General features: G+C 67.8%; 17 protein-coding genes. 8 read left to right on the plus strand and 9 right to left on the minus strand.

What is annotated here, in order from left to right; genetic code table 11:
- Window position 1: 1 nt before the first annotated feature.
- On the plus strand, window positions 2-2,203 hold the full coding sequence (locus AB0E69_RS11125) for an NACHT domain-containing protein (RefSeq protein ID WP_360142716.1): 2,202 nt from the start codon (window positions 2-4) through the stop codon (window positions 2,201-2,203).
- A gap of 274 nt (window positions 2,204-2,477) precedes the next feature.
- Here the strand turns inward: AB0E69_RS11125 and AB0E69_RS11130 are convergent, their stop codons facing one another.
- Window positions 2,478-3,533: an MBL fold metallo-hydrolase gene (locus tag AB0E69_RS11130; RefSeq protein WP_360142718.1), complete on the minus strand. Its 1,056-nt coding sequence runs from the start codon at window positions 3,531-3,533 to the stop codon at window positions 2,478-2,480.
- A gap of 574 nt (window positions 3,534-4,107) precedes the next feature.
- Here AB0E69_RS11130 and AB0E69_RS11135 point away from each other — a divergent pair.
- Both AB0E69_RS11135 and AB0E69_RS11140 read left to right on the plus strand, forming a co-directional pair.
- The gene (locus AB0E69_RS11135; protein WP_360142720.1) at window positions 4,108-4,884 is read left to right on the plus strand and encodes a class I SAM-dependent methyltransferase; all 777 of its coding nucleotides are present in this window, start codon (window positions 4,108-4,110) and stop codon (window positions 4,882-4,884) included.
- A gap of 122 nt (window positions 4,885-5,006) precedes the next feature.
- Complete coding sequence (locus AB0E69_RS11140; RefSeq protein WP_360142722.1) at window positions 5,007-5,297, plus strand: hypothetical protein; 291 nt, start codon at window positions 5,007-5,009, stop codon at window positions 5,295-5,297.
- 39 nt (window positions 5,298-5,336) lie between these two features.
- On the opposite strand, the gene AB0E69_RS11145 is transcribed toward AB0E69_RS11140, so the two are convergent.
- A complete protein-coding gene (locus tag AB0E69_RS11145) occupies window positions 5,337-6,536 on the minus strand; it encodes an acyl-CoA dehydrogenase family protein (RefSeq protein WP_360142724.1) in 1,200 nt (399 codons plus the stop codon).
- On the minus strand, window positions 6,536-7,840 hold the full coding sequence (locus AB0E69_RS11150; RefSeq protein ID WP_360142726.1) for an acyl-CoA dehydrogenase family protein: 1,305 nt from the start codon (window positions 7,838-7,840) through the stop codon (window positions 6,536-6,538). The genes AB0E69_RS11145 and AB0E69_RS11150 overlap by 1 nt, the downstream gene beginning before the upstream one ends.
- Window positions 7,841-7,932: 92 nt before the next feature.
- Between AB0E69_RS11150 and AB0E69_RS11155 the strand changes: the two genes are divergently transcribed.
- From AB0E69_RS11155 to AB0E69_RS11165, 3 genes are read left to right on the plus strand one after another with little or no spacing between them, the layout of a single operon-like run.
- The gene (locus tag AB0E69_RS11155; RefSeq protein ID WP_360142728.1) at window positions 7,933-8,904 is read left to right on the plus strand and encodes a LacI family DNA-binding transcriptional regulator; all 972 of its coding nucleotides are present in this window, start codon (window positions 7,933-7,935) and stop codon (window positions 8,902-8,904) included.
- Window positions 8,905-8,962: 58 nt separating this feature from the next.
- Window positions 8,963-9,964, plus strand: a complete 1,002-nt coding sequence (locus tag AB0E69_RS11160) for an alcohol dehydrogenase catalytic domain-containing protein (RefSeq protein WP_360142730.1) — start codon at window positions 8,963-8,965, stop codon at window positions 9,962-9,964.
- Window positions 9,961-10,923 carry a Gfo/Idh/MocA family oxidoreductase gene (locus tag AB0E69_RS11165; protein ID WP_360142732.1) on the plus strand — a complete coding sequence of 321 codons (963 nt, stop codon included), beginning with the start codon at window positions 9,961-9,963 and terminating at the stop codon, window positions 10,921-10,923. Before AB0E69_RS11160 ends, AB0E69_RS11165 begins: the two co-directional genes overlap by 4 nt.
- Before the next feature lies 1 nt (window position 10,924).
- On the opposite strand, the gene AB0E69_RS11170 is transcribed toward AB0E69_RS11165, so the two are convergent.
- Window positions 10,925-11,497 (minus strand): RNA polymerase sigma factor, encoded by a 573-nt coding sequence (locus AB0E69_RS11170; protein WP_360142734.1) that lies wholly within the window; start codon window positions 11,495-11,497, stop codon window positions 10,925-10,927.
- A 21-nt stretch (window positions 11,498-11,518) separates the two neighbouring features.
- Between AB0E69_RS11170 and AB0E69_RS11175 the strand changes: the two genes are divergently transcribed.
- Entirely contained in the window at window positions 11,519-12,880 is a 1,362-nt protein-coding gene (locus tag AB0E69_RS11175; protein ID WP_360142736.1) for a serine/threonine-protein kinase, read from the plus strand.
- A 201-nt stretch (window positions 12,881-13,081) separates the two neighbouring features.
- On the opposite strand, the gene AB0E69_RS11180 is transcribed toward AB0E69_RS11175, so the two are convergent.
- Window positions 13,082-14,290 (minus strand): hypothetical protein, encoded by a 1,209-nt coding sequence (locus AB0E69_RS11180; protein ID WP_360142738.1) that lies wholly within the window; start codon window positions 14,288-14,290, stop codon window positions 13,082-13,084.
- Window positions 14,291-14,397: 107 nt separating this feature from the next.
- Here AB0E69_RS11180 and AB0E69_RS11185 point away from each other — a divergent pair, with 107 nt between their 5' ends.
- Window positions 14,398-15,462 carry a methyltransferase domain-containing protein gene (locus AB0E69_RS11185; RefSeq protein ID WP_360142740.1) on the plus strand — a complete coding sequence of 355 codons (1,065 nt, stop codon included), beginning with the start codon at window positions 14,398-14,400 and terminating at the stop codon, window positions 15,460-15,462.
- Here the strand turns inward: AB0E69_RS11185 and AB0E69_RS11190 are convergent.
- From AB0E69_RS11190 to AB0E69_RS11205, 4 genes are read right to left on the minus strand one after another with little or no spacing between them, the layout of a single operon-like run.
- On the minus strand, window positions 15,452-16,684 hold the full coding sequence (locus AB0E69_RS11190) for a DUF6596 domain-containing protein (RefSeq protein WP_360142742.1): 1,233 nt from the start codon (window positions 16,682-16,684) through the stop codon (window positions 15,452-15,454). The two genes, AB0E69_RS11185 and AB0E69_RS11190, sit on opposite strands and share 11 nt — an antisense overlap.
- Window positions 16,684-17,103, minus strand: coding sequence for a TIGR03668 family PPOX class F420-dependent oxidoreductase (locus tag AB0E69_RS11195; RefSeq protein WP_360142744.1), 420 nt, complete (start codon window positions 17,101-17,103; stop codon window positions 16,684-16,686). Before AB0E69_RS11195 ends, AB0E69_RS11190 begins: the two co-directional genes overlap by 1 nt.
- Window positions 17,100-18,692, minus strand: a complete 1,593-nt coding sequence (locus AB0E69_RS11200) for an NAD(P)/FAD-dependent oxidoreductase (RefSeq protein ID WP_360142746.1) — start codon at window positions 18,690-18,692, stop codon at window positions 17,100-17,102. Before AB0E69_RS11200 ends, AB0E69_RS11195 begins: the two co-directional genes overlap by 4 nt.
- A 2-nt stretch (window positions 18,693-18,694) precedes the next feature.
- Window positions 18,695-19,519 (minus strand): CoA ester lyase, encoded by an 825-nt coding sequence (locus AB0E69_RS11205; protein ID WP_360142748.1) that lies wholly within the window; start codon window positions 19,517-19,519, stop codon window positions 18,695-18,697.
- Window positions 19,520-19,531 lie beyond the last annotated feature (12 nt).

Below are 19,531 nucleotides of genomic sequence, written 5' to 3' on the forward strand. Positions count from 1 at the left end.
CATGAACCGGGCGGCCCGCGGGCGCTGGCTACCTGTCGCCCTGGGAATCCTGATCGAGACCGGCGCAGGAATCGAGATCAACCTGGCCTCGGACAAGGTGCCGAAGATCCTTGGTCGGACCGGAGTAGTGCTGGCGGGACTGGTGCTCACGTTCGGCCTGGCCGCTATCCTTCAGCTCCGCGACCAACGCCGACGAGTACCAGCCCTCAGCCATCTCATCCGAGTACGCCTCATCAACCGCGCCAAGGTCGCACTCGCCGAGATGGCGAGTGCCGTCCTCGACGAGTCTGGCGTCGGCCAGCTGGACCTGCGGGTGACCGTCAAACTCCCGGAACAGGCAAGCCTGAAACGATTCGTCCAGGCCCCCGCGCAGAGTGCCGAGATGAGACTGGGTGCCCTGCCCGACTATGTGGACCAGCATCTCGACGGCCGTGCGCTCATCGTCGGTCCTCCTGGGGGCGGGAAGTCGACGCTGATGCGGGCGATCGCGCGAAGGTCGATCGAGCGAAGCGAGGGCAACGCAACTCAGGTACCGCTGTGGCTGGACATGGAAGAGTGGCCTGACGGAACGAGTCTGGAGAGTTGGGTCCGGGATTCCCTCGCCGCCCGAAAGGTCAGCGGCGAGAACGCCCAGTTGATGCTCGAGAACAATGACCTCTACCTCTTCCTCGACGGCCTTGACCAGATACCGACGCAGGACGGGCAGCGGCGTGCGTTCAAAGCTGCCGAGGAATTCCTGGAGCGGTACGAGTTCTGCCATCTGGTGATGACCTCGCGGTCCGAGGCCTATGCAGCGCTCGGCGCAGCAGCCGAGCATCTTGCGCTGGTGAAGATCAGCCCACTCACGCCCATCGAGGTGGGTGCCCAGCTTCGGCGTGCGGGCGCGCTCGCCGCGGGACTTCGTCAAGCAGCGGCTCAGAGCGACGCCCTGGCGGAAGCTCTGAACACGCCGCTGTTCCTGAAGGCGGCCCTCCGCGCATTCCGCGGATGGCGAACCCAGACAATCCTCGACCTCCATCGAACCGGTGGCTGGGACGACGTGATCCTTGCCGAGCTCGTCCGGCTCGTACTGATCGAACGAAAAGCCGCGGCGATCGAGCCGCAGTCACTCCTCAGCTATCTGACGTGGCTGGCCCGTGTCTTCGTCGAGGCCGGAGCTACATCGTTCTACGGTTTTGTCCCACCCCGACGGCTCCTCGACAGCGCCAACAGGAATCCCCGGACAGTGGGGCCGCGGACGGTCGCAACTGTCCTGGCAGGTGCTGTCGCCGGAGGTAGCGCGGGCTGGTTGCTCGTCGGTCCCCTGACCGCAGTCGTGACCGGTCTCTTGTCCGGAGTAGGGATCTGCGTGTGGCTCCGGGTCGCGCGCAGCCGTCTAGATCTCGAGATGACCGAGTCCAGGGACGAGGTGGTTTGGTCCACCGCCGCCTTGCGCGCGGCCGCACCCCGGTTGGCTGTACGGCTGTGCATGGCGGTCGCGGTCGCGAGCCTCGCCCAGTTCATCGCAACCTACGAGATCAATCGAATCGCACAACTAGGGCAGATGACTACGGCGGCAAAGACTTCCGCGCGCTTTTATGTGGCCGCCATCCTGGTCGTGCTCCTGATCCGATACCTCGCAGGCGCCGTGACCAAGGCTGGGCGTGTCGTCAAGACCACGTCAGTTTCGCAAGACATCCCGGTGGATCATCGCAGGGCGCAGGCCGCCTGGTGGCTGCGACCGCCAGAGCTGTCCTTGGCATTTCTCAGTAGCGGGGCGTTCCTGCTCTGGGCCCTGACGTGGACGAGCGGCTATCAGTTGCTTGCCACTCTCAAGGATGCACATCTCCGCTATAGCACGATTCAGTCCATCTTCCGCGAACTGCTGGGGTTCATGGACTTCTCTGCCCGATCCCCTCTGCATCGGCACGCGGATCCGCTCTGGGCCGGTGTGGCCACTGCTATCGGGTTCGGACTCGGCCTCGTGATCACGTGGCTCGATCCCCTGGGAGACTGGAGCCGGGCGAGCGCCGCGGCGTACGAACGCGACGCCGGGCACAGCCAGAAGGACATGGTCGACATGCTCGACTACGGCGTACAACTCTCGCTCCTCACCCAGGTCCAAGGCCGATACTCCTTCTACCATCCACGACTCCTGGAGTTCTTCAGCGGAAACGGTCCCCGCGCCATAGAAGTCTCCACTCGGACAGAAACGCAGTACTAGCCGAAGTACCTTACAGACAAGTTATCTTCGAAGATTTCGAGGAGCTTGCGGGTGTTGCGGTTGGTGGATTGATTGCCCCGCGCGTGAGACTGGCTGACCTCGTCGCTGGGCACCGCCGACCGATGAGTAGGAGTCGGCAGCGACCTTGCCGGCTCCATCGCCACCACCCAGTTCGCGCGGCGCACCTCCTCAGCTCGCTCCTCCTCACCTACGTCGCCTCGATCACCAACAGTTCTGGATTGGGCATGGGCTCTGCGACGACCCGGTGCCTGGTTCAGGTGCTGGTTAGGTGGTAGGTGGTGCCGCTGCTGCTGGGTAGCCAGGCGTTGGGGAGGGCGGCGGCTAGGGTGTGTTGGGCTCGCCAGCCTGTGCAGTGTCCCGGTGCGATCAGTTGTGGTGCGAGCTCGGTCAGCGCGGCGACGGTGGGGGCGATGACGGGTTCGAACGCCGGGCCGCTGAGGTGCAGTCCGCCGATCACCGCATGGACACGGTCAACGCTGGTCAGTCGTTGCGCATGCCGCAGGATGTTGACCACTCCAGCGTGGCCGCATCCGGTGAGGACTACCAGCCCGTGGCCGCGCAGATGTACGACGATCGCTTGATCATCGATGACCAAGGGATCGTGCCGCCACTCGGCGCCGGTCCAGGCTTGGTGGTGAGCCGGCATGCCGTGTTCGAAATCGGTCGTACGATCGATCTCGCCGGTGATCAAAACGCTGCCGTCCACCAGCAGCGACGGTTGCCGTCGCTCGATGACATCGAATCCCTCGCCGGTCAGGGCTCGTCTGCTGAGCGTCGGCATCTCGTATTCACCGCCCGGCGACAGCAGTCTGCGTCGGGTCCAGACTTCGGGGTGGAGGACCATCGGCATCTTGTTCGGGCCGAGTCGTCCCGCCATCCCTGCCAGGCCGCCGGCATGGTCGAAGTGGCCATGACTGAGCACAACGCCTTGGATGGTGGTCAGGTCGATCTCCAGCCGGTCGGCGTTGCTCACCATCGCCGTCGGTGAGAGGCCGGAATCGAACAGCAGCGTCGTTTCCCGCTCCCCACGACGAACCGTCAGCAGCGCGGAGAATCCGTGCTCGGCCATCAGACCGACCGAGGTGTGACCGGCCTCGAACACGCCGACCGGAGTAGCGGCCGGCCCGAAACCGGTGCGGGTGGCCCTCGCGTCACTGGTCAGCAACGCGTCAAAGGTGTTGTCGACCAGCGTCGTGATCCGGACTTCGTCGACCGGCACAAGACTGATCGGATCCACCGCCGCCCCCTCGACCGCCCGCGGCGCGGATTCGGCAGCCTCCCGCGGAGTCGCGTTCGTTGAGTCGCACATGCTTCCTGCTTCCGTGGTTGAGCGCAGTACTCCACTGGCCGCGCCGGAAAGCGAGCCAGATCCGTCATACCGCAATCGCTACGGGTGTACCAGATTCCACTCCCCTGCACATCCGCCAGCCGCATTCGCCTCACCCAACTCGAGTCCCACCACGTACGCCGAACCGACACGCAGGCCCCGAACAGCCCAGAATGCCTTGCAGACAAGCCTATTTTCAGCTCCGCCGACGTCTTCCCAAGCAGGCGCCGGGCAACAATCAACTGCTTTGTTGGGTGCTTCGAAGATGTTGAGGATCTTTCGCCGTTGAGCACTGCGAGCGGCGAGAACCCGCAAACCTTGCGCTGACCTGGGCTTTTGCCGCTCAACGACACCCATCGGTGATCGACCTTTGTCAGCGTCCGACGGAGCAATGACGGAGCAGAGGGCGCTCCCCAGCCTCTTACCGGCCTGGGGGCCGCGCCGGAGCCGATCGCCCGACGCCGGCCTGGATGTTGCAAACCGTTGGTGAACCGACTTCCTCCGCTGATGTACTGATGTGCGACCGTGAGCCTGCCCCGTATCGGAGGTAGTAGTTGTGACGAGCTATGACGCGCTTGCCGAGGTGTACGAGTGGCTCATCTCGGATGCCAAGCTGAACCCGGCCGAGTTTGCTGCGTCGTTCGACGACGCCCTGAGTCTCCTGCCGTCGAACGCTCACGTCCTCGATTGTTCGTGCGGAACCGGACAGTTGGCGGTCGGCCTCGCCGGTCTTGGTATACAGGTGGTCGCAACTGACGCCAGCGAAGCGATGGTTCGTCGGACTGCGGAGTTGTCTGAGGAATTCAAGGCACCTGTACGGACGCTGCGGGCGGACTGGCAAGAGTTGCCCGACCATTTCGATGACGACACCTTCGACATGGTGTTCTGCGTTGGCAACTCGCTGCACCATGCCGTGGGCGCGAGAGGCAGGGTTGCTGCTCTGGAGTCGATGTCACGGCTTCTGCGCCGCGACGGGCGCCTGGTACTTACCTCCCGCACCTGGGAACTCGTGAGGGCCAGAGGTTCCCGGCTGGACATCAGTGACCGTCTTGTCCGCCGGAACGGCCGCAATGCCGTCGTGATCTACCGCTGGGAGATTGCGTCACAGTGGGAGGAGGAGCACCACATCGAGATTGCGGTCGCGCAAGTTGATGCGGCTGGGTCGGTTCTTGTCCGCTCGGAACTGCTGTCGTGCTGGCCCTACCAATACGACGAACTCACAGCCGAGCTGCACAGGTCGGACTCCGGACGGAAAGGAGCACGTACAACCCTGAGGCCGAGAACTACCTGGTGGTGGCGAGCAAGGTATAGACAACGGGCTCACAGACCCTGACCGGACCGCGCGGTTGCTCGCAGAAGGCTTGCGTTTGCAGCACCGGGAGTCCTCCTGTTGATCTTGACCTTCATGCTTCTCCTCATGCGCAGCACGAACGAGGAATGGTCCGTTTGGGTGGCGTGGGGATTCGCGCTCAGGAGCGGATCGTTCCGATATCTCCGATCCTGGCGGGCCGCAGTGAAGGACCACCTCGACCGGTTCGGGACCAGACGATCTCGTTGCCGTGGGAGACGATCGACGGTGAGACGCAGGTCCACGAGCTGATGCTCCCGTCCTCGTGCGACCGTGCTCGGCAGGCTGTGGACCGTCGGCTGAGCCGGGTTGCTCCGTGGGCGACGGAGCAGGGACGGAGCAGGGCCGATCGCGACGTCGGCTACAGCCGTCCCGAGGACGGCCCGGACCTCCTCTGAGGAGACGTCACTACAGGCCCGGACGCCTTACAGATAAGGCTATTTGAGCTCGGACGAGGTCAAGCCGAGGAGTCGCCGCGCGACTATTAGTTGTTGGATTTGTTGGGTGCCTTCGAAGATGTCGAGGATTTTGGTGTCTCGGGACCATTTTTCCAGGAGGTGGTGTTCGGTGTAGCCGAGGGGGGCGGTGAGTTCTACGCAGCGGAGGGTTATGTCGTTGGCGGAGCGGCCGGCTTTGGCTTTGGCCATGGAGGCCTGGAGGGAGTTGGGGTGGGCGTTGTCGGCCATCCAGGCGGCCTGGAGGGTCAGGAGGTAGGCGGCTTCCCAGTCGGCTTCCAGGGACAGGTAGGTGGCGGCGGCCGCGGGCTGTTGGTGGACGGGGCGGTCGTAGTCGATTTCGATGCCAGCCTCGGTCAGGAGATCTCGGGTCAGTTCCAGAGCGGCTCGGGCCACGCCTACCGCCATCGCGGCGACCAGTGGGCGGGTGTTGTCGAAGGTTTGCATGACGCCCGCGAAACCCTTGTCGATGTCGGCGGTGCCGAGGAGGTTCTCGCGCGGGACGCGGCAGTTGTCGAGGCGGAGGGTGGCGGTGTCGGAGGCGCGGATACCGAGTTTGTGTTCCAGGCGTTCGACCGTCAGGCCGGGGGTGTCCTTCATGACGACGAAGGACTTGATGGCGGCGCGGCCGAGGGACTTGTCGAGGGTGGCCCAGACGACGACGGCGTCGCAGCGGGCGCCGGCGGTGACGAAGATCTTCTCGCCGTTCAGCACGTAGGCGTCGCCGTCCAGGCGGGCGGTGGTCTGGATGTTGGCCGAGTCGGAGCCGCAGTCGGGTTCGGTGATCGCCATCGCGGCCCAGACGCCGTCGAAACGCTGCAGTTGCTCGTCGGACGCTACGGACGCGATCGCCGAGTTCCCGAGGCCCTGCCGCGGCATCGACAGCAGCAACCCGACGTCGCCCCAGCACATTTCCATGATCGACAGCACCGACGAAAGGTTCGACCCGTTCACCACGCCATCGGCGGCAGCGGTACGCCGTACTCCGGCCGCGCCCGCTCCGGAACCGGTGCCCGAGGCACCCAACCCGTCAACGAGAGCGGCCAGCATGTCCAGCTCGACCGGGTACTCGTGCTCGGCCAGGTCGTACCGCCGCGAGTTCGGCCGCAGCATCTCCGCCGCGACCTGATGCGCCTGGTTGACGAAGGCCTTGAACTTCCGAGGCGTCTCCAGATTGATCATCAGACCAGCACCGCGCCTTCCATCACGCCGATCGCCCGCAGGTCGCGGTACCAGCGCTCCACCGGATGTTCCTTCACGAACCCGTGCCCGCCGAGCAGCTGTACGCCGTCGGTCCCGATCTGCATGCCCTTGTCCGTGCACAACCGACGCGCCAACGCGACCTCGCGGGCGAACGGAAGCCCTTGCTCCGCCCGCGATCCGGCTCGGTACGTGACCAGCTTCATCCCCTCGAGCTCGATCCCGATGTTCGCGACCATGAACGCCACCGACTGCCGATGACTGATCGGCTCACCGAAAGCGAACCGCGAGTTCACGTACGGCGTCACATAGTCCAGCACCGCCCGCGCCGTACCGAGCGCCAGCGCGCACCAGCCCAGCCGCGACAACCGCACACACTCCGCGTAGTCCTCGATCGTCCCCAGCTGCACCGCCGGTACGTCGGCCAGGAGCACCCGGCTGAGCGACGCCGCGCGCAACCCCATCGACGGCTCAGCCTCGATCGTTACGCCCGAATGATCAGATTCGACCAAAAACAATCCCGGCCCGGCATCCGTCTGCGCACCGATCACGAACAGCTCCGCCTCCGCGCCACGCGGGACGAGCGACTTGACCCCGTTCAGCACGCCGGCCCGGAAACGGGTCTGCAGCGTGAACGGATCGAACAACGGTCGCGGTTCGAGCAACGCCAGTGCCGCCGCCGGCACTGATGACCCGGTAAAGGCAGGCAGGTACGTCGCCTGCTGCGTCTCGTCGCCCCACAACGAAATCGCTGTCGAAACCGCGGCCGGCGCCAAACACGCAACCGCCTGACCCATGTCCCCGTGCGCCATCGCCTCGGCCACGAGCACACCGGTCATCGCCGATCGCTCGGTCACGATCCCACCGAGCTCCTCAGGTACTTCGATCAGACTCAGCCCGAGCTCGGCCGACGAGGACAGAGCGCTCTCCGAGGTCGCGCACGCGGTGTCCGCCTCGGCGGCAGCGGGCCGCAGTACCTCGGCGGCGAACTCCTGGACGACCGAAACGACCATCTGCTGGTCCTCGGTCGGCGTCAGGTCGAACCTCCCGGTCCCCCGCGCCGCGGGCAGCCGCGACGGAGCCGCCAGCTTGGACGCGGCCGTGAAACTCCGAGAGAGCGCTCCCGCGGTCCGGAAACCGGTCTTGGTCGCCTCGAACACGACCCGCTCGGCCGGCTTCCGCAGCCCGAACCGGTCCATCGCTCGCAGCTTGGCCAGCCGGTTCAGCAGTGCGACACCCATCCCGATCGCGTCCCGCCGCCCGCGCGTTCGCTCCTGAAGGCTCATAACAGCCACTGTAAACCGAAGTTACAACCCGGGTCACCCCCACCCCGGAGTTGGTAGCCTGCTGAGCACCAGCCAGGAGCAAGGGAGCAGCAGTGGCGGTCAGCATGTCCGACGTGGCCCGCCACGCCGGGGTGTCCCAGCGGACGGTCTCCAACGTGGTCAACAACTACGTGCACGTCTCCCCCGCCACCCGGGCCCGCGTCCAGGCCAGCCTCGACGCCCTCGGCTACCGCCCGAACACCGCCGCCCGCCGGCTCCGCAGCGGCCGCACCGGCACCGTGACGCTCGCCGTCCCGACCTTCCGCGAGCGGTACTTCGCCGACCTCGCCGAAGCCGTCATCGCCGCCGCCCGGGACCGCGGTACGACGGTGCTCGTCGAGACCACCGGCGGCCGCCACGAGACCGAGGTCGAACTGCTCCGCGGCGGCGGTGACGTGCTGACCGACGGCGTGATCATGAGCGCGGTGACGCTCGAGCGCACCGACGTACGCAGCAAGCACCCAGTCGTCCTGGTCGGCGATCGCGAGCCGGGCAGCGCGATCGACCACGTCGGGATCCGGAACCGCGAGGCGGCGCAGGCCGCGGTCACGCACCTGCTCGAGACCGGACGCCGGCGGATCCTGCTGCTCGGCGCGAACCACGGCCCGAAGCGCTCGTACCAACTCCGCCGCCAGGGGTACCAGGCCGCGCTCAAGAAGTACGGGATCACAGACCAGCTGCTGGTCGACTGCGACTGGACCACGACCGCCGCCGAGGAAGCGCTCACGAAAGCCCTCCCCGAGCTGCGTCCCGACGGGATCTTCGCGATGAACGACTCGGCGGCCCTCGGCGCGCTCCGGGCGCTGCACCACGCGCAAAGAGCCGTTCCGCAGCAGGTCGCGGTGATCGGATTCGACGACATCGTCGAGGCGGCGCTCGCCACGCCCGCTCTGAGCACGGTCGCACCACTGCTGGACGAGCTCGCCGGCACCGCACTCGATCTCCTCGAGGAACAGCTCGACGAGGATCACGTACCTCAGCACCGGATGGCCGGCTACGAGCTCCGGCTCCGCGAAAGCTCCTAGAAATCCCTGGCCGCGAGCTCTTGCCGCGCAAATTTGCTACGTAGTAAATTCCGGCACCATGATGCGTACCGCGCTCGCCCCCGTGTTCGCCGGAGCCGGCACCATCGAGTTCGCGGACCACGAGTACCCGGACCCGGGCCCCGGTCAGCTCCTGCTCGCCGTCCAGGCCAACGCCCTCTGCGGCACCGACCGTCACCAGTACTACGACGGCTCCCAAGTCGTCCCCGGCCACGAAGCCGCCGGTACAGTAATCCGAACCGGCGAAGGCACACAGACAACCGTCGATACTCGCGGCGTCGTGTTCCTGATGGACTTCTGCGGCGAGTGCCGAAGCTGCAAGTACGGCGCCACCAACCAATGCCTGGCCAAGCGCGCCGACATGGGCTTCACCCACGACGGCGGCTACGGCCCGTACGAACTCGTCCACGAGAGCAATTTCTTCCCGATCACCGACGACATCGAGATCGGCAACGCGACGCTGCTGCTGGACGTGATGGGCACCAGCAGCCACGCGCTCGGCCGCGCCGCCCTGGTCCGCCAGGACGTCGAGAGCGTGTACATCGCCGGCGCCGGCCCGATCGGCCTCGGCCTGACCGTGATGAGCAAGCTCAAGTACGACGTTCCGGTCTACATCTCCGACGTGTCGCCGTGGCGGCTCGAGTTCGCGGAGACCTTCGGCGCGATCCCGCTCCGAGCCGACGACGTCCGAGCCGCCGGCAAGCCCGATATCGCGTTCGATGCGTCCGGCAAGGAGTCCGCGCGCCGGGGCGCCCTCGACATCCTCAGCCAGCGCGGCGCTTTGATCTGCGTGGGCCACGGCGAAGGCGTCACGCTGGACGTCTCCGACGACCTGATCACCCCGGAGCACGCCATCCTCGGCAGCGAGTACTTCCGGTACGACGAGCTGCCCGGCAACCTCGCGATCCTTCGCGAGCACCAGGACCTGATCAGCAGAGTCATCAGCCACCGTTTCCCGGTCTCCGAGATCGCGGAAGCCTTCCGGCTCTTCGTGGCCGGCGAGACCGGCAAGGTCGTCATCACTCAGGAGGGTGCCGCATGAAGGTCGCTGTCGTAGGCGCGGGCGGCTGGGGTGAGCATCATGCCCGGATCTTCTCCCGGCGCCCGGACACCGAGCTGGTCGCGATCTTCGGCCGCACGCCGGAGCGCACCCGGGCCCGAGCGGAGCGGTACGGCGCAACGCCGTACACCGATCTCGACGCCATGCTGGAGACGGAGCAGCCTGAGCTCGTGACGGTCTGTCTGCCGAACGAGGAGCACTACGAGATCACGCTGAAGCTGGTGCGCACCGGCGTACCGCTGCTGGTCGAGAAACCGCTCGTCTTCGATCTCGCCGAGGCGGACACGTTGCTCGCCGAGGCCGGAGAACGTTTCTTTGCGATCAACTTCAACCATCGGTACGCCGAACCGGTCGAACGCGCGAAGGCGCTCATCGACGCCGGTGAACTCGGCGAGATCGTGTTCGCGACCTGGCGGTTCGGCGGCGAGGCGAACCGCGGCAACTCCCCGCACGCGAACCTGATCGAGACCCAGTGCCACGGTTTCGACATGCTCGAGCACTTGATCGGCCCGATCACAGCGATCTCCGCACACATGACCGACAAGACGTACGGCGCCTTCAGCACGATCGCGCTCGCCCTCGACTTCGAGAACCGCGCCGTCGGCACGATGCTCGGCACCTACGACTCGTCGTACGCCTACCAGGACACCCAGCGGATCGAGATCAACGGCACCGCAGGCCGGCTCGTCATCCACGACACAGTCCGCGCGCTCAGTTTCAGCAAGGCCGGCGACCCGGTCGAGCAACGCTGGCACTCGACGTACTTCGACGACGAGGCCCGCAACTTCGCCGGTACCTTCGACCGCCACGTCGAGGCGATCCTGACAGCACTGAAGGCGAACGCAGAGCCCCCGGTCCACGCCCGAGCCGGCCGCCGCGCCCTCCAGCTCGCCCACGCCGCCATCGAGTCCCACGCAACAGGTCGCCGCGTCGCGACGTGAGTCAGGCCTCGCGCGGCAGCAGCTGCGCCTTGAGCGCGACCCGGGCCCGGCTGATCCGGGACTTGACCGTGCCGACCGGGATGCCGACCTGGACAGCGATCTCTTCGTAGCTGAGTTCGTAGACGTCGCGCAGTACCACCGCTGTGACCGTCTCGGGCAGATCGGTCTCCAGGTGCTCCAGCGCGTCCAGAAGGTCGATCCGGGTGCCGGCGACGACGCTGGTGGTCCGCGGATCGGGACGGTCGTGCCTGGCCGGGCGATCGTCGTCCTGCCAGGCCGCCGGATTCTCCACGGCGCGGCGTTTCAGCCGCCGGTAGGTTTCGCGAGCGGCGTTCGATGCGACCGCGTGCACCCAGGTGCTGAACCGGCTCCGGCCGGAGAAGGTGCCGATCTTCGTGGCAATCGCCAGCAGCGCGTCCTGGCAGGCGTCCTCGGCGTCGGCGCGGTGCGGCAGGACGCGCTGGCAGATCCGGATCACCTGCGGCTGCACCTGCCGGATCAGCTCGTCCAGCAGGTCCGGATCCAGGGCAGCGCGACGGGCCAGGTCGTCGAGCGCGTCCGGGTCGTTCGCCATGGCGGTGAGCATAATGACGGCATGGTCCAGCCCGTGCGCCTCGGTCGCTACGCCGTGATCCGGAAGCTCGGCAGCGGCGGGTTCGCCGCTGTCTGGCTGGCCCGGGACGAACAGCTGGACGCGGAGGTGGCGGTCAAGGTGCTGGCAGAGCACTGGGTCGACGACCTCGACGTACGCCGCCGGTTCGTCGACGAAGGACGCTTCCTCCGCAAGGTCGAGTCGCCGTACGTCGTCGGCGTCCACGACATCGGCAGCACCGACGACGACCGGCCGTTCCTGGTCCTCACCTACGCCGATCGCGGCACGCTGGCCGACCGGATCAAGGCCGGTCCGCTGCCGCTGCCCGACGCCGTCGACGTCATCGAGAACATCGGCGCCGGTCTGCAGGAGCTGCACGACCGCGGTGTCCTGCACCGGGACGTCAAGCCGGAGAACGTGCTGTTCCGCAGTACGCCGACGGGTGAGCGGGCCATGCTCGGCGATCTGGGCCTGGGCAAGTCGCTCGAGGCGGTGTCGCGAGTGACGATGCCGGGTGGTACGCCGGCGTACGTCGCTCCCGAGCAGGTGCGCGGCGACGTACTCGATCCGCGCGCCGATCTGTACGCACTGGCCGCGGTGACGTACGCCGCGCTGGCCGGCCGACCGCCGTACGGCGCGACCACGCTGGCGGGGGTGCTGGCCGTTGACGGGCCGCCGGGTCCGCTCAGCACGGTCCGTGACGACATTCCCGCCGAGGTGGACGCGGTGATCCTGCGTGCGCTGGAGCGGGATCGTGAGCTGCGCTGGCCCGACGTACGATCGTTCGCCGGGGCCCTCCGGACGGCGGCGCTTGCGAGCGTTCCGGCCGGTCGGTTTTCGGTCCACCCCTGGGTGGCGGCGACGGTCGCCGCCGCGTTGCTCGGTGGGGCCGGTGGGTACCTGGGGTGGCAGTACGGCGTCAGTCGGCAGTGGGTCCGCGTGGTCGACCAGCAGCAGGTCCTTTCGGTCGAGCTCCCTCGAGACTGGACGCTCACCCTGGCCGGCGACGGCTGGCGACCACAGGGGTCGTCGGCCGCGCTGCCCGGGTTGCTTGTCAGCGGCAACAACGAGGCCTGGGGTGAGGCCGGCGCGAAGGTCCCGGGCGTCTTCGCGGGCGTGCTACCGCCCGGGACGATGCCCGCCGCTGCCGGTCTACCCGGCCCGGCGGGCTGCACGGTCACCCCCGAGCGGGTCGACAAGGACTCGACGGCGACCGCGAAGTACGTCGGCTGCCCCGCCGGCATGACGACGTACGAGCGCGTCCAACGAATCCAGGGCCAACTGATCCGCATCCAGGTCCGAGCCGAAAACACCACCCAGGCCGAAAAGGTCCTCGAGTCAGTAACCTACAACCCAAGAAAATAGGAAGAGATAAAAGACAGAGGAAAGATTCAGAGTGCTGGCCGGCTCTGGTCGCCAGCCGAAGGCCTGCCTGTGAAGTCGGCCAACACCTCGCGCATGATCGCTCGATGGATCCCGACATCACAGGCAAAGCTTCGGCTGATCACCAGAGCCAGCCACCACTCTAAATTCTTCTTCTTTCCTCTGTCTTTGTCTTTCAGTTCTTCAGTGGCCGAGTTGGTACGGGCGGTTGTTGTCGTTGCCGGTGCCCTTTTTCAGGGGGGTGGCGAGTTCGCAGGTGTTGGTGGTGGGGGTGCAGCGGGCGATGGCGGTCTTGCCGTTCTGTTCGGCGAGGACCAGGACGTGGTCGGCGTCTTCCATGGCCGTCGAGATGATCGTGACCGCGGAGCCGCCCGACCATTCGCGGACGGCCTTGCCGGTTTTGAGATCCAGCGCGGCGAACAGGCCGTCGCCGTACCCGTCCCGGTAAGCGGGGCCGCCGAGCGCGAAGGTGCTGCCGCCGACGAGCTCGTCCACTGCGTAGTCGCAGGTGGTCCAGCGCTTCTTGGCCGCTGCCACGTCGATCAGCGCGGTACAGCTGCCGTCGTTCGCCTGCGAGACGATCGAGGCCGCAAGCTGGAGGTCCGACGAGACCGCGGACGGTGCCGTTACGGCGCTGATCGGCTTCGGCGCGTCGTCGCCGGCAGTCCACTTGTAGAGGGTCTGCTTCTCGCTCTTGGACAGGGCACTGAAGTACACCTCGCTGCCCTGGACGGCGTGCACGATCGGTCCGTGCTCGCCGGTGCGCTGGAGCGAGTACTTCTCACCGCTGGGGTTGTCGCGCCAGGTCAACGTGAACCGGGGAAGCTCGCTGCCGTCGGCAGCCGTCGGCTGGACGGCGTACGCGCTGCTCGCCTGGTCCGCCGCGGAGAGGACCGTCGACACGTCGTTCACGCTCTCACCGCGGGAGCCGTTGTTCCAGGTGGTCAGTACGGTCCGGCCGTCGTCCTTCGGGGTGTGCAGAACCAGCGCGCCGGTGCCTGTGCGCGCGACGTCCACGACGGCACCGTCCGAGGCCGGCAGCGTGAACTTGGTGCCGCCGACGTGGACTGTCCGGCCGTCGACGTACGACGTGGCAGGCGCCGCGGCCTGCTCGAGCTTGGTGAGGTCCAGTGTCTGCTTGACCGACCCGCTCTGGGGGGCGGAGGAAGTCCTGGCAGGCGTCTTGGACGGTGAAGTGGACGATGAAGTGGACGATGTCGACGGCACCACCGGCGTCGGCAACCGTCCGCTGGCGCTGTCGATGGGGCGGACACCGCCGCCCGAGGCCGCCGCGAGCGTGGGTGTCTGCTGTGCGGCAACCACCGCGCCCGCCACCACGGCTGCGATCGAAACGCCCGCCACCAGCCCGATCAGCTTGCCAGTCCGATTCATGATGCCCTCCGAGTGAGTGTCAGTGTGTCGTACTGGAGGGCTTTGATGGTCGGCCGACACGATCGGTTCACGGCGCCTCCGGCGGAGGCCGACGTACGATCCACCGCATGGACCGGACCCAAGCGCTCGTCGACCGAATCTTCGCCAACGCCGGCGCAGCTCTGGAGCTGTACAGCATCTACCTCGGTGAGCGTCTCGGCCTGTACAAAGCGCTCGCGCAAGCACCCGCTACCTCGCCAGAACTGGCCGAGCGCACCGGCACCAACGAGCGCTACGTCCGCGAGTGGCTCGAGCACCACGCGGCCAGCGGCCTCATTGACGTCGACGAGACCAAGGCGGCCCCGACCGAACGGCGCTACACCCTGCCGCCGGAGCATGCCCGGGTGCTGGCCGATGAGGACGATGTCGACTACCACGGCTACAAGGGTGTCGAGCTCGCACGAGCCGCTCGCATGCTGCCGGACCTGGTCGACGCCTACCGCACCGGCGATGCACCGCCGCACCAGCCGTGGGAGCCCGAAGGACGGGCCGAGTTCAACCGGCCGACGTACCTGAACCTTCTCGGCAAGCAATGGCTGCCGGCCATCCCGGAGATCGACGAGCGGCTGCGCGCCGAGCCGCCGGCCCGGGTCGCCGACTTCGCCTGTGGCACCGGCTGGTCGTCGATCGCGATGGCCCAGGCGTACCCGCTGATCACCGTGCACGGCGTGGACCTCGACGAGGACGCCATTGCCGCGGCCGGCCGGCACGCCGAGGAGGCAGGTCTGGCGGATCGGGTCACCTACTCGACCGCCGACGCGGCCGACGCCGCCGACCAGAGCGGCCAGTTCGACCTGGTCACGATCCTCGAGGCCCTGCACGACATGTCGCGACCGGTCGACGCGTTGCGCACAGCATGCCAGATGCTGGCGCCGGGCGGCTCGGTACTGGTTCTCGACGAGCTGGTCGAGAACGAGTTCACCGCCCCGGCCTCGGAGCTGGAGCGGTACCACTACGGCTGGAGCCTGATGTCCTGCCTGCCGGACGCGATGGGCGATCCGGAGTCGGCCGCGACCGGGGCGGTGATGCGACCGGAAACTCTGCGCCGCTACGCCGAGGAGGCCGGATTCAGCGACACGCAGGTCCTCCCGTTCCACACGTCGCTCTTCCGCTTCTACCGGCTCATCCCGTGATGGCGGCAGCCTTGGCGTGAAGATACTGCTGCTCCGGCAAGCTCGTCGTCCGCTGAGCCGCGGCGAGATAGTGAGCGTGCGCCTTCTCGAGGTCGCCGGCACGCTCGTACAGATGCGCCCGGACGGCGTCCAGCCGGTGCGTCTCGGTGATGTTCTTGTCGGAGTCCAGCGTCGCGAGCAGGTCCAGCCCCGCCTGCGGACCTTCGACCTGGGCCAAGGCGATCGCGCGGTTGAGCGTGACCATCGGGTTGGGCGCCAGCTTCTCGAGGATCACGTACAGCGCCAGGATCTGCGGCCAGTCCGTCTCCGCGGCGCTCGGCGCCTCGGCATGAATCGCCGCGATCGCGGCCTGGAGCTGGTAGGGACCGACCGCACCGTTCTGCAACGTCGTCAGGATCAGCGCAGCGCCCTCGGCGATCTGCGACTGGTCCCACAGCGACCGGTCCTGCTCGTCGATCGGCACCAACCCGCCATCAGCCGACGCACGCGCAGCCCGCCGCGAGTCCGTCAGCAGCATCAGCGCGAGGAGCCCGGCCACCTCGCCGTTGTCGGGCAACGACGCACGCAGCAACCGGGTCAGCCGGATCGCCTCGGCGGTCAGCTCCACCCGCTGCAGCTCCGAACCCGAGCTTGCGGTGTAACCCTCGTTGAAAATCAGGTACAGCACCTGCAGCACGACCCGGAGCCGCGCGGCCCGCTCGGACTCCGGCGGCATCGCGAACCGGCTGCCCGCCTCCTTGATGCTCTTCTTCGCGCGGCTGATCCGTGGCGCCATCGTTGCCTCCGGCACCATGAACGCCCGGGCGATCTCGGCGGTGGTCAGACCGCCGACCGCGCGCAACGTCAACGCGACCTGGGAAGCCGGGGTCACCGCCGGATGACAGCACAGGAACAGCAGCGTCAACGTGTCGTCGGAGCCATCGGCCGGCGCGATATCGGCGCCCGGGGCAACCAGCTCCTCCGGGCCCGCCAGCGCGGCCACGGTGTCCTCGCGCCGGCGCCGCGCGCTCTCGCTCCGGAACGCGTCCGTCAGCCGCCGGGTCGCGACCGTCACCAGCCACCCGCGCGGATTCGCCGGTACGCCGTCGGTCGGCCACTGCGTCGCCGCCGCCAGCAACGCCTCCTGTACGGCGTCCTCGCACAGATCGAACTGCCCGTACCGCCGGGCCAGAAATCCCAGCACCTGCGGCGCATGCTCCCGCAGTACGTCCTCGACCGCCATCACTCTCCCTCACCCAGGTACGACCAGCCCGACCACCCGTCGGCGCGGATCGCGATCACCGGTCCCCGCGGCGGATCCGCCTGGTACTGCGGGTACTTCGCCACCAGCAACTCCAGCGCTACCGGATCCGCGTCCAGCACCCGCGCCGCGCCGTCGATCCGGACCCACCACAGATGCGTCCAGTCCTCGTCGTACTCGTCCACCAGGACCGCGACGCGTTCGTGCGCCGCGATGTTCCGCAATCGCTGCAGATCGGTGGTTCGTTTCGGTTTCTGATCGATCCCGATGAACACCTGATCACCATGCACGGCATACGTGATCGGTACGACGTGCGGCCGCAGATCGGCGCCGACGGTCGCCAGCCGACCGACCCGGGCGGCCGCGACCCGGGCTCGGCACGTCGCCTCGTCGAGTCTCAACGCTGGAGACGCCGGAGCGCCGCGGCGGGAAGAGTACGAGTGATCGGACCGATGATCGAAGCGTCGCGGAGCGCCGTCCGCGCCGCCAGGTGACCGCAAGCGCCGTGGACGCCGCCACCCGGATGAATCGCGGAGCTGCCCAGGTACAGGCCGTCGACGTACGTCCGTGCGCTGCCCAGTCCGATCGTCGGCCGGAAGATCAGTTGCTGCTGCAGCTGCATCGTCCCACCGCCCAGCGCGCCGAGACCGAGCGAAGCGTTGCCGGACTCGAGGGCGCTCGGGCGCTGCAGGTCGCGCGCGATGACCAGGTCGGTGAAGCCGGGGGCGAAACGTTCGATCGCCCGCTCCATCCGGCCGGCCAGCTTCTCCGCGGACGCGTCGTCGGCGACCCCGCGCGGGAGGTGCGAGTACGCCCAGAGCATCTCGGTGCCGGCCGGCGAGCGGCCCGGATCCGACTTGGTGGTCTGACCGATGAGCAGGAACGGCTGCGACGGCACCCGGCCGGTGTCCAGGTCGGCCGAGAGGTGCACGAGGTCGTTGGCCGTGCCACCGAGATGGACGACGCCGGCCGACCGGGCCTCGACCGAGGTCCACGGGACCGGGCCGCTGAGCCGGAAGTTCAGCTTCACCGTCGGGTAGTCCCACTCGTACCGCTCGTCCAGGTCGCGTTTCAGGCCGGCCGGGACACTTGCCTCAGGCAACAGGGAACGGTAGAGCATCGGAGCAGACGTGTCGGCGATCACCGCCCGCTCCACCGCCACCGTCTCGCCGGACGCCGTCCGCACCCCGCTGACGCGCCCCGCGGACACGTCGATGCCGGTGACCGGCGTACCGGAAACCAGCAGGGCGCCGGCGCGTTCGGCGCGCTGGACGAGGGCGCCGGACAGCGCGGACGAGCCGCCGACGGCGACCGGGAAGCCGACGTCCTGTGCCAGCATCGCCAGCAACCAGCCCATCGTGCCGCTGACGGCGCCGGACAGCGGCGCGTCCGCGTGCAGAGCGTTACCGGCCAGCAACGCCGGTCCGTGCCGGCCGTCGAACAGCTCCTGGCCCATCCGGTGCATCGGCATCGCCATGAACCGCGCGAACCGCAGCAGTTCGCCGAGCGAGCCGAGCTTCCGCGCCAGCTTGATGCCAGGGACGATCGGCGGCCAGGTGGTCAGCAAAGCCTTGAGCATCGGTTCGCGAACCGCGACGTACTGCTGGTAGAGCTGCAACCACGCCTCGCCGTCGCCCGGGACCTCCGCGCCGAGCGACTTCGCCGTGTCCTCGGGGTCAGGATGGATCGCAGCCGACGTACCGTCCTCGTCGAGCAGGTGCACCAGCGGCAGCGGGGCGTGACCCCACTTCAGGCCGAACTTCTCCAGCTCCAGCGCGCGCAGCACCGGTGACGCGACGCCGAGCGGGTAGTTCGAACTGAAACGATCACTGATCCAGCCGCCCTCCTCGACGGACCGGACGGCACCGCCGAAGGTCTCCGCGGCCTCCAGGACCAGCACGTCCCAGCCCGCGTCGGCGAGGGTGATCGCGCTCACCAGCCCGTTCGGCCCCGAGCCGATCACCACGGCATCAACACTGCGCGGCAGCATGTCTACGACCTTAACTCGATCTCCCGCATCAGCGTGACCACCTCCCGGGCGCGCCCGATCATCGCCGGATCGGCCATCCGCCCGTCCGGCAGCACGATCACGCCGCCGTCGGCGACACCGGCCTTCTCCACGGCAGCGAGCAGCGCCTCGGCCTCGGCCACCTGGACGGCGGTCGGGGTGAAGGACTCCACGATGACGGAGAGCTGCTTGGGGTGGATCGCCGTACGGCCGACGAAGCCGAGCGCTCGGCCCTCTGCAGAGGTCTGCCGCAGGCCGTCGAGATCGTGCACCTGCGGGTAGACCGACATCACCGGCGCACCCAGCCCGGCCGCCCGGGAGGCGGAGACCAACCGTCCGCGGGCCCAGGCGAGACCGGCCGACCCGTCCACGCCCAACGCGCTGGACAAGTCGGCCTCCCCCAGCGCGATCGCGACCACCCGCGGGTCCGCGGTCGCGATCTCGAAGGCGCGCTCCAGCCCCAGCGGCGACTCGATCAGCGCCGTGATCCTTGCTGACGGCACCTTTTCCAGCACAGCCCGGACCTCGGTGACACTCTCCACTTTCGGTAACCGGATCCGCACCGAGGGTACGGCGGACACCGCGGCCAGGTCGTCCTCGATCCACGGCGACCCGACCGCGTTCACCCGGACCTCCGCCGGCCCGTGCGTGTGCGCTGCGATCCAGGCCACCGCCCAACTGCGCGCCTCCGCCTTGTCCTCGACGGGTACGGCGTCCTCCAGGTCGAAGACCACCAGGTCGGGACCTGCAGCCACCGCCTTCGCGAACCGATCCGGCCGATTGGCCGGGACATAGAGTGCCGTCAACACCGTCAACCGCCC

Origin of the sequence: Kribbella sp. NPDC026611 (assembly GCF_040638345.1) — a bacterium.
In the GTDB taxonomy this organism is placed as follows: domain Bacteria; phylum Actinomycetota; class Actinomycetes; order Propionibacteriales; family Kribbellaceae; genus Kribbella.

Excerpts from the sequence above, each read along its gene's own strand:
- AB0E69_RS11125 (WP_360142716.1), top strand. The coding sequence starts at position 2 with ATGAACCGGGCGGCCCGCGGGCGCTGGCTACCTGTCGCCCTGGGAATC.
- AB0E69_RS11130 (WP_360142718.1), bottom strand. The coding sequence starts at position 3,533 with ATGTGCGACTCAACGAACGCGACTCCGCGGGAGGCTGCCGAATCCGCG.
- AB0E69_RS11145 (WP_360142724.1), bottom strand. The coding sequence starts at position 6,536 with ATGATCAATCTGGAGACGCCTCGGAAGTTCAAGGCCTTCGTCAACCAG.
- AB0E69_RS11150 (WP_360142726.1), bottom strand. The coding sequence starts at position 7,840 with ATGAGCCTTCAGGAGCGAACGCGCGGGCGGCGGGACGCGATCGGGATG.
- AB0E69_RS11160 (WP_360142730.1), top strand. The coding sequence starts at position 8,963 with ATGATGCGTACCGCGCTCGCCCCCGTGTTCGCCGGAGCCGGCACCATC.
- AB0E69_RS11165 (WP_360142732.1), top strand. The coding sequence starts at position 9,961 with ATGAAGGTCGCTGTCGTAGGCGCGGGCGGCTGGGGTGAGCATCATGCC.
- AB0E69_RS11170 (WP_360142734.1), bottom strand. The coding sequence starts at position 11,497 with ATGGCGAACGACCCGGACGCGCTCGACGACCTGGCCCGTCGCGCTGCC.
- AB0E69_RS11175 (WP_360142736.1), top strand. The coding sequence starts at position 11,519 with ATGGTCCAGCCCGTGCGCCTCGGTCGCTACGCCGTGATCCGGAAGCTC.
- AB0E69_RS11180 (WP_360142738.1), bottom strand. The coding sequence starts at position 14,290 with ATGAATCGGACTGGCAAGCTGATCGGGCTGGTGGCGGGCGTTTCGATC.
- AB0E69_RS11185 (WP_360142740.1), top strand. The coding sequence starts at position 14,398 with ATGGACCGGACCCAAGCGCTCGTCGACCGAATCTTCGCCAACGCCGGC.
- AB0E69_RS11190 (WP_360142742.1), bottom strand. The coding sequence starts at position 16,684 with ATGGCGGTCGAGGACGTACTGCGGGAGCATGCGCCGCAGGTGCTGGGA.
- AB0E69_RS11200 (WP_360142746.1), bottom strand. The coding sequence starts at position 18,692 with ATGCTGCCGCGCAGTGTTGATGCCGTGGTGATCGGCTCGGGGCCGAAC.